Origin of the sequence: Bradyrhizobium sp. YCK136 (genome assembly GCF_044570075.1) — a bacterium.
Lineage (GTDB): Bacteria > Pseudomonadota > Alphaproteobacteria > Rhizobiales > Xanthobacteraceae > Bradyrhizobium > Bradyrhizobium diazoefficiens.
The window spans coordinates 1,792,130-1,804,854 of record NZ_CP172424.1 but is presented as its reverse complement, the minus strand read 5'-3'; the positions used below and the strand labels follow the sequence as shown (position 1 = coordinate 1,804,854).

The window sequence follows — 12,725 nt, the reverse complement described above, 5'->3', positions numbered from 1 at the left end:
CCGTACAAGAGCCCAAAGCGAACTCATCTCGTCCATCGTCCCGCGAGGGACCTCCTCCCGCTAAACAACGGGTGCGTGGACCGCGCGTCGCACTATTGTGCCGCGGGCGTGGCCTCCCGTGTCCAGCGGAATTCCGTTCCGTCGCTCCACATGCGGTGCATGATGACGGCGAGCCGCCGCGCCAAAGCGACGATCGCCTTCTGCTGCCCGCGTCGTTTGGCGATCTGCATGGCCCACGCCTTGAGCCAGGACCATTTCTGCACCCGCGTCAGCATGACCTGTGCGGCCTCATAGAGTAGCGCTCGCATGGCTTCATCACCGCACAGCGAAATCCGGCCGATGCGGTGGCTTTCGCCGGACTGGTTGAGAACTGGCGTCAATCCAAGGGACGGCCCGACGGCTTTCGAACTCTTGAAGCGGGCGGGAACGTCGATCGTGCTGATAAAGGCCAGCGACGTGACGGGGCCGACACCAGGGATCGTCATCAACCGACGACAGACCTCGCTTTCCCGGGCAAGTAGAAGCACTTTGCGATGCAGTTGTGTGAACTGTTCGCGTAAAACGCGTCGGGCGACGAGAAGCGGTTCCATGAGTTCGGCCAGCTCCGGCTGACCGCCGACGAGTTCGTGGATACGTTGTTCAAAGCCGATCACCCCCACAATTCCGACCTTCAAGCCGAAGTTGCGTAACAGCCGACGAATGTCATTCTCGATGGCAATGGCCTTCTCCTGAAGCAGCTTGCGACCGGCAAGCAGGACCCGTCGCTTTTGGCTGATCAGGGTCTTGACGTGGACAGGCCGGAACAAGCCGACGCGCATCATCTGCGCAATGCCACGCGCATCATTGCGGTCGCTCTTGTTCACCTGCGCCTTGAGGAACGCCTTGGCATGTCGCGTCTCGATGCAGATTACCGGCAGGCCAGCCTCCGCCAGCCCGCTGAACAGCCATTGCGACAGCGGTCCAGCCTCGAGCCCAATCCGATCAAACCGCCAAATCGGATCGTTGAGTGCAGCAAGAAGATCGTCCGGGTGACTCACCAACTTCGCTTCCCGGCAAATGCGGCCCGTTTCGTCGACAATGCACAGGGACGTCTCTTTGACCGACACGTCCAGTCCAGCGTAATGTTTCATGCTGCGCTTCTCCGTCTGATGCTTGTGGCTGTTCGAAAACAGACCACGTTTATCATCAACCTGAAGCGCAGCACCCTGCTAACGCGGGGCTCAGCAACAGGCCGAATACCCCATCTGAGTCAGTTCGCCGCAGCTGGCGTCGCGACAATCCGTTCGCCCACTCGCTTCCAGTTCAGCCCTTCAAACGAGGGGATTGAGGAATGTCCCTGATAGTGAGTCTGACGAATCATTTCCGGAGGTGGTCGAGGTTCGGGACCCCCACCATCCTTTGTGGGGGCGCTCATATCGAGTGATTAGGAAGATCGGTCAGCGAGGCCGAGGCATTCCCGCTTCGTATGAAGTTGAGTATCGCGCAGGAAGCAGTCTTCTGATTCAAGCAACCGCAATCGAATATTATGAGCAAGAGGCAAATCAGATTAAGCTGAGTATGGAGGCTCTACTCGAGCTTTTATCGACAGCGGATTGTCCCGACGCACATGAGCATGGATCCAGCCGATCTTTGGTCGACGCTGACGCCCGCGCTCCGACGCCAGATCGTCGAAGACGTCGCCGCAATTTTGGCGGAGATCCCTCATGAAGTCCGAGCTGGTCACACCAAGCCACTTGGCGCGCAAAGCCGTAGTCTACATCCGGCAGTCGACGCCCCATCAGGTCGTAAGCAATCAGGAGAGCCTGCGCCTTCAATACGCGCTTCGCCAGCGCGCCCGCGAACTCGGATGGCGTGAGGCGGCCATCGACGTGATTGATGCCGATCTCGGGTTGAGCGGCGCGTCTATAGCACAGCGTAACGGCTTCAAGGAACTCGTTGGCCGTGTTGGCCTGAGTGAAGTGGGACTCATCCTGTCGATCGACGTGACCCGCTTGGCGCGTAATTGTACCGACTGGTATCCGCTCCTGGATATCTGTGGTCTACGTGGCTGCCTGATCGCCGACCGCGATGGTGTCTATGATCCGGGCACTCCCAACGGACGGTTGCTTCTCGGGCTGAAGGGTTCGATCTCCGAGCTTGAGCTACATACGATCCGCAGCCGGCTGACCGCCGGCCTGCTGGCCAAAGCCGAACGCGGCGAACTTGCGGTTATGCTGCCAATCGGGCTGATGCGGGACCCGAGCGGTGTGGTCGTTAAGGATCCCGACATGGCCGTGCAAGGGCGGCTCGGTCTCGTCTTCCAGTTATTCCTGCAGCTGCGCAGCGTTGCCAAGGTCATGCGAGCGTTGAACGAGCGTGACCTGGAACTGCCGCGTCGTGATCGATATGGCGATTTGTGCTGGACGCGCGCGACGCTGGCTGCCGTCGCGGCGATCTTGAAGAACCCCGCATACGCGGGCGCCTTTGTCTATGGACGAACCCGCTTCCGGCCGCCGAAGCGGGAGGGGGCCCTGCCACAAAAGGCTCCGCGGCCGATGGAGGAGTGGCGGATCGTCGTTAAAGATCGATATCCAGCCTATATCGACTGGCCAATTTATGAAAAAATCCGATCCGTCATCAGAGATAACCGAGCCGAATACATGCGCATCAAAACCCGCGGCGCGCCTCGCAATGGCGAGCTCCTGCTCCACGGCATTGCCTGGTGCGCACGATGTGGCCATAAGATGTACGTCCGCTACAAGGGCGGCGGCGAATATGTATGCAATCACCTGCGTACCCAGGAAGGTCAGCCAACCTGCCAACACATCCGCGCCGCCCATATCGATGCAGCCGTTGGCGACGCATTCCTAACCGCACTAGCGCCGGCCGAACTCGATGCCTTGTCGCGCTCCCGCCGGGTGCAGCAGCAGACGAACAATGCGCTACGCTCCAGTGCAGAACGAGAGCTCGAGCGCAAGCGATACACGGCGGCGCTCGCCGAACGGCAGTTCAACCGAGCTGATCCAGATAATCGGTTGGTCGCCTCGGAACTCGAGCGTCGATGGGAAGCGGCGCTAAACGACGTGCGCGCCGCCGAAGAGGCGCTTGCCCGACAGACGCCGCCCAAAGCCATCACACAAGTGGCCATAAGCAAGGAGCTCAACGACAAGGTCATCAGCCTCACCGGCCGCCTCCCGCAGATATGGGGTGACGAGACTATCTCGGATGCGCATCGCAAGGCGTTGTTGCGATGTCTCATCGAAAAGGTCGTTCTCGACCGCGGTGAGCGCGACTTGGCCCTGGCTAGGATCGTCTGGCGGGGAGGCGCCGTGACGGAGCTCGAAGTGAAGATGAGCGTCAACTCCGTCACCAGATTGACGCGAGGCACAGAGATGCGGGAACGCCTTCTGACGCTCGCTCGCGACGGCGTCCCAGACGACAAGATCGCCACAATCCTTACTCGGGAAGGTCACCGCTCTCCCCGTTGCGCCGATAAGGTGCTGCCTATCACCGTTGGGCGGCTCCGTCGTGCCGCCGCCATCAAGGTAACTGCCCAGCGCAGCCGATGGGAGCATGACGACTCATACCTCAGCCCGCCCGAACTGGCCCGAAGGCTCGAGATTCCAGTAAACTGGCTCTATGTTCAGATCCGAACCAAGCGTTTGCTAATTGATCGCCAGCCCAGCGGCGCCTATCTCTTCCCGAATACACCATCCGTTCTTCACGCCATCGGAGACCTTCGAAACCACGTCATCGCGCAACTTGATCTAAGAATCTGTCAGCCTAACAAGGAGGGGCATCAACATGGGTGATCGAACAGCGCTTCGAACTGCACGCGCGTCAGATGCATGACGCCGTCGCTGATCTGCGGCCACTCGAAACGACCATCGCGGCCAAGGCGCTTGTAGACCAAAACGAGGCCCGTGCCGTCCCATAGCAAAATCTTCAGCCGGTCGGCGCGCTTCGAACGAAAAACCACGATCAGGCCCGAATGCGGATCGAGCCCAAGCGTGTTTTGCACAAGACCGGCCAGCGCGTCGTGCCCGCACCGGAAGTCAACAGGACGCACAGCAAGCACAATCCGCAGTCCCTGCGCCGGAATGATCATGCGCCGCGCTCGATCGCAGTCACGATCTCCGCGATCCGCACCGCCGACACGTCCGCATCCAGGCGGACCGAAACCTTGCCAATCGTAATCTCGACGGGCCCCTCGCTCTTGCCTGACGCCACTGGATCGCTCAGCTCGATCGACACGAAATCCGCCGCGTCGTCCGTGACCAATGCGAGCCGGCCAGCACGCGCCAATCTGCGCCACCTCGTCAACTGCTGGGCCTTCACACCATAACGCCGTGCGACATCACATACCCGGGCGTCGGGCTTCATGCTCTCGAAAACAGCGCGCCCCTTGATCTCCGCAGACCATAACCGGCCTCCAGAACGCGTCCGGCGCGTAAGCTTCCCCACAAAGCCATCAGCTTCGGCTTCCTCCCCCGATTGTTCCATCGCCTTCAGTCTCCTCTCGGCTCTCTGACAAGCCAAGGATCGCAGAGCGAAAGCCGAAGCGAAACCAGTCAATCAAATGGGAGAAAAGCTCCGCTTACTTCCTTTCCCCAAGACGCCAGCACGCTCTTCAGCATCTGTTGCGCTCGCACTTGGTCAAATCGGAGGTATCGCCTCTGATACCTTAAACATCTTCGCCGACAGTGCAGCCAGCTGCCTTATGGTGCGCGGCGCGATCGCTGATGCTCCTGCGTTGGCAACCAAAGCGAGATCTCTTTGCGTCGCGGTCGCCTCGACGCTTCTGAACTATTGTCGGGCAAACCCGCAGCCGTTGAACGCCTTTCCCGACCAACACCCCGTTTGCAAGCATTGCTGGTGTAACTGCACACATGTGGTCGAGGCGCAATCTGGACGACCCCCATTGCTCACACATCGCGTTCGACACCCTGAAAGCACTGCGCTGCAGCTCCCTGCTGGCGCCTGTCGCTTAGGATTCAGCTCGGGCTCGGCCTTAGCTCTTCTGTCGACAGTTGGGCCATGCTGTAGACGTTGCTTTTCCTTGCTGCCAGGTGAACCCGACTTTTCGCTGCCCGATGGTGTTGGAGATGAAGTCGTGCTGTTCGGAGCTGACGTCGTCTCTGAAGTGAATTTCGTCCACTCGGAACGGCAGGGGCGTGGGGTTTCGATGCGGATGCCCGCACCGCGAACGCCCTCGAGTTTCAGTGCAATCTTGTAATGGACTGCTGTTTCCGAAGGACGGTGGAGTGGATCATCGGCAGGCTTACCAGTTAGGCCCTTCACGTCAATTTCCGCGCTACCGTCGTTCTGAATCTTTCCATCAAAAGTCCAACCGTCGGCTTGACCCACCGCGCCATAATGGGTGTGGAACATGCCGTCCCTGATCGTGCCGGCAAACTGGTACGCATCGGCTGGCCAAACACCGCTTTTTTCACACACCTCTTTGACAATCCAGACACCGTCAAATCTATTCGGTGTTGAGCTTGGCTTGGACAGAGCGGCAATTTTGGATCTGGCGAGGTCCGCAAAAGAACAGGTTGAAAACCGCGCGATGTGATCCTCATAGGCCGCGATTCCAAGAAGTTCGGCGCTCTTCCAATGCTCCGCAGCGTGGGCGCATGGATCGGCAGGTGCCAAAGACGGTACAACCGGGGCGACGGTTTCGCCTCTTCCATTCAGATAATACTCACCGAAGAAGGACAGTGATAGTTCGGGAACTTGTGCTCCTCTGGTCTTCTCGTAGACATCTGCCCCAATGCGCTGGAATATAGTTGTAACGTTATCCTGTTCTACAATGCGGCGCAGAAAGGCCGAGGTGTAGGGACTGTTTCGACCCGAACCGTCGTCGGCGGTTCGACCGGATTGGGTCGCATAGGATATGATCGTCCCGTCAGGGCTCTCCAATTTCGAGAGACCGCGCCCAATTTCAAAGCTGCGGCTTCGACCGATCGAGCGCTTGAGTTCTTCTACAAACGGATTATCGCGACAAGCGTCGAGCACCAGTATGCGCAAGTTCTTTGCTTGCTGCAGGTCGGCGAGGATCTGATCCGCGCGTGACATGCGCCTCAAGTCCGCCTCATCCCGTAGAACCGCATCGACCGGCAACAAATAGTTGACGCCGGCAAACTGTAGTGCGTGACCGCTGAAGTAAAACAGCGCGACGTCCGCGCTGCGCGCTTGACGTGCAAATCGTATGGAAGCCTCTTGCATCCCAAGCTGGTCGAGATTTGTTTCGAAAATTACGTCGAAACCCGACTTCGCCAATGCGGCCGCCACATCGGATGCATCGTTCGTCGGGTTTGGCAATCTGGGAGCGTTTTTGTAAGCACCATTTCCAATGACTAACGCGACCCGCTTCTCCGCATAAGCGGCTGAGCACATCAGAAAGACGACGATCAGACCGATTGCAAAGCGAAACAGATGGCGCATGCCAACGCTCCTGATGCAACTAGCAGTATCGCCCGGCTTGTCCGAAATGCAAGCAATCGGCTCAGAGGGCGGGTCGCGACCAAAGGGCACGCCCGGTTCGTAAAGTGTTGCCTTTAGGGAAGTTTTGCTGACCAAAAAGGAACAACGACATAAAATCGTATGCGCGTCAGCCGACGCAAATCGGACGTTCGATCGTCAAAATATTTAGCACAACGCTATGTCCGAATGAATTAGCGCGAGCCGCATTCCCGGATAGGAGCCGGTGGGCTGAACACCGCCCAGCAAATCCGCCACAACCAGTGTCGGAATGCACATTCTCAGCACGGAGAAAATGCAATGCGCAAATCCATCCTAGCTGCTTTCGTAGCTGCTTCTATTCTGACAGTGGCCTCCACCGCGAACGCACAGGGACTTCTGTACGGCTGGCCGACGTATTGCCTGTATGGGTACTACTTCGACATTTTCGGCAGGCTCTGGTGCTACTGAAAAAGCTCGGCGGCTGGCCGGCCTCGAGCGCCAGCCGCCAATTTCATTCAACCGCAGGGCTATAAATTATGCGCAACTCAATCGTTGCCGCCACCATCGGCGCGTATTTCGTGATGGCGACTTCCCTAGCGCACGCTAGATGGAACGGTCAGGATGGGTCACGATCCCCACCAACGATTATCGAAGAGCAGAGCTATTTTCCATTGTGCAGTTTGCCCTTCGAGCGTCTGGTTACGATCAGCCCGAATGGCATCATCCTGATCAAGATTTGCACGTGATGGCGCCAAGCTCGGCTTTAATCCTCCCAGAGCGATGGGCAGAGCAAGCACAACGCCGCCGATCCCTGTTCTTTCCAACCTCAACGCTCTCCGCCGAGAGACGATGATCACGACGTGGGGCGACCCCCAATGATAGGCCGGCCAAGACTTGGGTGGATACTGCGGTCGCTGCGTTCGTATATGAGATGTTATGGAAGAAGTCAGCCGGTGACCGACCTTCGCCAGGCTCAGATTCTTCGGTCAAGCAGCGGCAACCCACACTCCGCTAAGAACGCCGCCGTTCCATCGTAGAAGGCTGGTGGACGGGTGGCGTCGATCGAGTCACCCCTCGGAATGTAAATCACCATCCCCTGTCGCGCGCGCGTCAGCAGCACACGGTAGGCGTTGGTCAGGTAGACCCTGCGGTTGTCATCATTGACGTTCTGCCATCGCGTGCCGGAGAACCGATAGAATTGCCACCTGCCGTCGACCGACCGAAAATCAGCGTCCCAGCAGACCCCTACCCAATCGAGCTCCAGGCCCTGAATATCGAATTCGGTTGCAGGATCTTCCATATAGTAGGACGAGCGAACATCACCTTTCCCATTCAAGAACCAAGTCGTCGCTTCGATCTTTTCGTGAACGTTGATCCCGTCTGGCTTCAAGCGCGATGCGCCCGACGAGGCCACCAGACCAATGCGTTCCGAACCCCGTCCGCGATCACGGAGCCACTGCCGCGCGTGACCTAGCTCTCGCGTCAGAACGATCGGATACGTCTCCTTGATAGCCTGATATAGCTCTTTAGCCTCTTTGGCCTCCCCTGCGACCAGCGCGCCTACAAATTCCGAGAGCTTCTCTGCACGGAACGATCGAACAGAGACCGCCAAATGAAGCGCCGGCAGAGATTGGCTATCGAGCCCTTCGAGAAAGGCCGGCAGGTCTTGTCCCCAATGGTAGTCGCGATGAGCTAGTTGTTCCGACGTATAGACTTTCCAATTTCGGAAGCTTCGCTTGAGCGCGGAAAACCATTCGGTCAGGCCCGCTTCACCCGCGTTGATCTCCTGCCCTCCGCCTATGAGGCAAATGATCGTGCACCAGCCGTCATGCCTGTCCATAACGCTTATCAGAAACTCAGGCTCAGACATCTGGAAGTTTGTCTGCCCCTTCTTCTGACTCATGAAGTTTGCCAGGTGCTTGGCGTCCCATGCGCGCTGCGCCTCGTCGAACACCGCGACCCGTTCGATCGGTGGCTCAGAGGTGACGAGGTTGCTGTCTCGGAAATGCATGATGTTCTGAACGAAGCTTTTGACTTTCCGGAGCGCGTCAGACTTTCTGCTCTTCTCGCCGCGCTCCTTTAATTGCGCGTGTTCGTCCCGTGCTAGTGCCTCGCGCAGCACCTCCACCAAGGGGCCATTGCCGGACAGGAAGACAGCATGCTCTTCCTCGTGGGCCTTAGTCCGAAGCGTCACGAGATTGAGGCCAGCCAACGTCTTTCCGGCACCTGGCACTCCCGTTACAAAGCAGATCGCCTTGCGCCGATGGGCCTTGGCATCCTCGATGATGTCAGCAAGGCAGGCCGCCGTCTGGCTTAGATTCTTGGCTCCGGCATCGGAGCGTGTGATGTCTTCGACCCGATGCCCCTGGTACAGCGCCTGCGCGGCCTCAATGATTGTGGGGGTCGGCTTGTAACCAGTCCGCGACCACTGGGCGCCGTCAAGTTCGGCCTGCTTCTCTGGTATCTCACGCACGATACGCCCGAGAATTTCCCGCAGATTGCCCCCATTCGATTTGACCGGACTTGAGATTCCGTCACTCTGCCATGCCAGATCGAAGGATGGGTTCGCTGCCATCGTCGCAACAACGATCGGCACTATTCGCCGATCATGGCTACCGGCATGAAAGTTCTTGAGGTCAAGGGCATAGTCGACAACTTGATCGAGGGCGGCCGCATCGAACTGATCCGAGCCGACCTTAAATTCGATGACGAAGACGATTCCCGCCGTAGTCACGACCACATCGGCACGCTTGCCCATGCGTGGGATTGCAAACTCAAATGCAATCCAACCATCGAGTCCACGAAATTGAGCCCGCGCGAGCTCGATCTGGCTCAGCCACGCGTTGCGCTGCAGCGCATCCAATGCAAAGGGATTCTGTTTGGCGAGATGCCCCAGAATAGATTCAGGGGTTTGATCGACAAGCTCTTGGATCGAGCCGGAAAAAAAGGCACCATTCATCGTGTTTGCGCGCTTCCGCCTGATTTTTGGTTGATTCTATGACGTCGAACGAGATCAATCTAACAGCAATGGCCGAAATGCTATCGAAGTCTCCGGACTATCGGGTCCTTCGTCGGCTCGTGCCCCGAACAGAATTCGCCTCATCCGATGGACAGGCAACAAAGACTGGCATTTTGCTTGATGTCGAAACCACCGGACTGAATACAGCGCAAGACGAAATCATCGAGCTGGCAATGGTGAAATTCGACTATCTGCCAAATGACAGAATTGCGCGAATCACGGACGTATTTTCATCATTCAATGAACCTCAGAATCCCATACCTGTTGAGATTACCGAGCTCACCGGCATTACGGACGAAATGGTTCTGGGGCACCAGATCGATCCGAACGCGGTTTCGGCCTTTGCCTCCGATGCTGTGATCATCGTTGCCCACAACGCGAACTTCGATCGGAAATTTGCCGAGCGCTATTGGCCACTCTTCGAACGGAAGTCCTGGGCATGTTCTGCGACGGAAATCGAATGGCGCCGTCACGGATTTGACGGATCGCGCCTAGGCTACCTGTTGGCCGGCATTGGTCTCTTTCACCAAGCCCATCGTGCAATCGACGATTGTCGGGCTCTGATTGAAGTCTTGGCTGCGGACGTACCAAGCCAGAATCGATCCGCCTTCAGGATTCTCCTCGAACGTGCTCGGCGCAAGACCGTCCGCGTATGGGCCGAGCAATCGCCCTTTGACCTAAAGGACATGTTGAAGAAAAGAGGCTACCGATGGAGCGACGGTGCAGATGGACGACCGAAATCCTGGTACATCGACGTTGACGAGGTTCATCAACTTGCAGAGATCGAGTTTTTGAGAAAGACCATCTATCTGCAAGACGTCGATCCAAGAATTCAAACAATGAGTGCGATGAACAGGTTTTCGAACCGCGTTTAGCTGATCTCGACATTTCGCAGTCCTGCAGCAGCAGACCACGCGTCAGATCTACGCCACCAAGTCTATTCGGCGGGCTTCTCGTTGCGCTTTAAGCGCGGCGATGAACACTTTGAGACCGGCGGCGGTCAAACCGTCCTGGCCGACGAGCCCAAGCTGCATGAGGTTGGCCATTTCGGCCGGATAATCGCCACGTGTCGAACCACCGCCGACCAGCTTGACTAGAATTCGCTGTTCCCGGCGCGGGAGCATATTCCAGAGCGTCAAGTCAGGCACCCCATGCCTCGCGCGAATCGCCACATTACCCGAAGGGATTAGCTGGTCGCACAAGGGCGGAATCGTGGCAAAGGCCGCAATGCTTGGAGGAGCGCCTGGGTTCTCAGCAGCCCCCCCGCGACGACAGTCATCGGTATTCGTTTGGCGCCCGCTTTTCGCCGGAAGTGTGAGAGGCGATCAACGGCAGCGTTGCCGCGGACGGACGGGGATATGAAACCTTCCGCAATGAGCGAGGCCCTGTCCTGACGTGGACGCAGACCCTATGGAATGCGTTTCTTTTGCCGATGAAGCGTCACTACGGCGAACCCTGGTTCCAGCCCGTTGCTCGGTACGGCACGATCGACAGTGAGGTCGATTTCCTTGAGCCGGATCCAGACCCCGGGGTGAAGGCGATTTCAGAAAACGTCACCCCCAGGGTCCCTGGTGAGCTGTTTTTCTACTTAAATGATGCCGTTGTCCCTGTACCTGATGTCAAAGCTGCGAAGATCGATGTGATCGTGGTCTACAAGATCGATCGTTTCTCTCGGTCCATGCTCGATTTCCTCAATCTCGTCGAGCTGTTTGAGTGCCAGGGCGTGACCTTCGTTTCCGTCACCCAGTCCTTCAACACCAAGGACGCCATGGGGCGGATGGCGCTGAACATTCTCGTGACCTTCGCGCAATTCGAGCGGGAGCTCATTGGCGAGCGTATCCGCGACAAGGTTGCGGCCTCGCGCAAGCGCGGCAAGTGGATGGGCGGCTGGACCCCGCTTGGTTATGAAGTCCGTGACCGCAAGCTGCTTATCGATGACGCTGATGCCGAACGCGTCAGAGCAATCTTTCGGCGGTTTGTTCAGCTCAAATCCGCAACCCTCTTGGCCCGCGAACTGGTCGCGGCCGGCGAGAGGAATCGTTACGGGCACCTATTGGACAAGGGCGTCCTGTATAAGATGCTCAACAACCGAGTCTACATCGGCGACGCTGTCCATAAAGGTACCGCGTATCCCGGCGAACACGAGCCGATCATCGATCGCAGCCTCTGGAATCAGGTCCACGCCATCTTAAAGGTGAGCCCGCGCAAACGCGCCGGCAATGCCCGCGCGCAGACCCCTGCACTCCTGAAAGGCCTTCTTTTCGGTCCCGACGGCGCAGCGATGTCCCCAACCCACACCCGAAAGTCAGGGCGGCTCTATCGCTACTACATCAGCCAGACCGCCATGAAGCATGGTCGATCGGACTGCCCGGTCAAGTTAGCACCGGCGGACGAACTCGAGCGGATCATCGTCGATCAGGTCCGGCGGCTTCTCCAAACGCCGGAAGTCATCGTTCAGACCTGGCGCGCTTTGCGCAGGCAGCGGATTGACATCAGCGAGGCCGAAGTCCGCAGCGCCCTCGTCGGATTTGACGAGCTCTGGAATGAGCTCTTTCCCGCGGAACAGGCCCGCATCGTCGAACTGCTGGTCGAGCGCATCGATCTCAGCGCAGAGCAGCTCGACATCACACTGAAAATCGACGGCCTGACCTCACTCTCAATAGATTTGCAGCCGCAACCCACCTTCCAGCAAGCCGCCGAATGAACCGCCCGACAACGATCACCCTTGGAACCGTTAGCCGGCCCAAACTGAGCCGCGACGGCCGAACCATGGTCATCAGCATTCCGATTTCATTTCGTCGCCAGGGCGGCCGCAAGCGGGTGGTGACCCCGGCGCACGCTCCGTCTTGGTCACCTCCACAAGCCCGGATCGATAATACGCTCATCAAGGCCGTGGTGCGCGCCCATCGCTGGCGCAACATGCTGGAGTCGAACCTGTTTGCCACTGTGCGTGATCTGGCCAAAGCAGAGAAGATCAACGAGTCCTATCTCTGCCGGGTGCTCAGGCTGACGCTGCTCTCACCGGCGCTGACCGAGGCCATCTTGAACGGCTTCCAGCCAGAGGCGCTCGATCTGGCGCAACTGCTGAAATCCATTCCGATCGAATGGGACAAGCAGGAAGCGATCTTTCGCAAGTAGCGTCACGCTTGCGCCAGCGGGGCGCGAATACCTTGAGCGGTAAGAAGAGAAAAGCGAGGCAGAACGGGCGCGACACTTTCCGCAACGAACCTAGCCATCTCGACCGGGAATTCATTGGGCCTCG

The 12,725-nt window shown here is 58.1% G+C and carries 10 protein-coding genes; 4 read left to right on the top strand and 6 right to left on the bottom strand.

The window, feature by feature from the left end; genetic code table 11:
• Nucleotides 1–92: 92 nt before the first annotated feature.
• Nucleotides 93–1,130: an IS110 family transposase gene (locus tag ACFLEY_RS08475; RefSeq protein WP_396604600.1), complete on the bottom strand. Its 1,038-nt coding sequence runs from the start codon at nucleotides 1,128–1,130 to the stop codon at nucleotides 93–95.
• Nucleotides 1,131–1,703: 573 nt separating this feature from the next.
• Here ACFLEY_RS08475 and ACFLEY_RS08470 point away from each other — a divergent pair.
• A complete protein-coding gene (locus tag ACFLEY_RS08470; RefSeq protein WP_049810452.1) occupies nucleotides 1,704–3,791 on the top strand; it encodes a recombinase family protein in 2,088 nt (695 codons plus the stop codon).
• On the opposite strand, the gene tnpB is transcribed toward ACFLEY_RS08470, so the two are convergent.
• From tnpB to ACFLEY_RS08450, 4 genes are all read right to left on the bottom strand, one after another.
• Nucleotides 3,779–4,087 carry an IS66 family insertion sequence element accessory protein TnpB gene (gene tnpB, locus ACFLEY_RS08465; RefSeq protein WP_060907863.1) on the bottom strand — a complete coding sequence of 103 codons (309 nt, stop codon included), beginning with the start codon at nucleotides 4,085–4,087 and terminating at the stop codon, nucleotides 3,779–3,781. The two genes, ACFLEY_RS08470 and tnpB, sit on opposite strands and share 13 nt — an antisense overlap.
• Nucleotides 4,084–4,482 (bottom strand): transposase, encoded by a 399-nt coding sequence (locus ACFLEY_RS08460; protein WP_026193420.1) that lies wholly within the window; start codon nucleotides 4,480–4,482, stop codon nucleotides 4,084–4,086. Before ACFLEY_RS08460 ends, tnpB begins: the two co-directional genes overlap by 4 nt.
• 303 nt (nucleotides 4,483–4,785) lie before the next feature.
• Nucleotides 4,786–6,426 (bottom strand): caspase family protein, encoded by a 1,641-nt coding sequence (locus tag ACFLEY_RS08455; RefSeq protein WP_211434454.1) that lies wholly within the window; start codon nucleotides 6,424–6,426, stop codon nucleotides 4,786–4,788.
• A 991-nt stretch (nucleotides 6,427–7,417) separates the two neighbouring features.
• Nucleotides 7,418–9,403 carry a DUF2075 domain-containing protein gene (locus ACFLEY_RS08450; RefSeq protein ID WP_249163505.1) on the bottom strand — a complete coding sequence of 662 codons (1,986 nt, stop codon included), beginning with the start codon at nucleotides 9,401–9,403 and terminating at the stop codon, nucleotides 7,418–7,420.
• Between the two features lie 38 nt (nucleotides 9,404–9,441).
• On the opposite strand from ACFLEY_RS08450, the gene ACFLEY_RS08445 reads away from it, so the two are divergent.
• Nucleotides 9,442–10,338: a 3'-5' exonuclease gene (locus tag ACFLEY_RS08445; RefSeq protein ID WP_211434455.1), complete on the top strand. Its 897-nt coding sequence runs from the start codon at nucleotides 9,442–9,444 to the stop codon at nucleotides 10,336–10,338.
• 48 nt (nucleotides 10,339–10,386) lie between these two features.
• Here ACFLEY_RS08445 and ACFLEY_RS08440 read toward each other — a convergent pair whose 3' ends face one another.
• Nucleotides 10,387–10,611, bottom strand: a complete 225-nt coding sequence (locus ACFLEY_RS08440; RefSeq protein WP_396604599.1) for a hypothetical protein — start codon at nucleotides 10,609–10,611, stop codon at nucleotides 10,387–10,389.
• 284 nt (nucleotides 10,612–10,895) lie between these two features.
• Between ACFLEY_RS08440 and ACFLEY_RS08435 the strand changes: the two genes are divergently transcribed.
• On the top strand, nucleotides 10,896–12,167 hold the full coding sequence (locus ACFLEY_RS08435; protein WP_396604598.1) for a recombinase family protein: 1,272 nt from the start codon (nucleotides 10,896–10,898) through the stop codon (nucleotides 12,165–12,167).
• Nucleotides 12,164–12,601, top strand: a complete 438-nt coding sequence (locus ACFLEY_RS08430) for a hypothetical protein (protein WP_211434403.1) — start codon at nucleotides 12,164–12,166, stop codon at nucleotides 12,599–12,601. The genes ACFLEY_RS08435 and ACFLEY_RS08430 overlap by 4 nt, the downstream gene beginning before the upstream one ends.
• Nucleotides 12,602–12,725 lie beyond the last annotated feature (124 nt).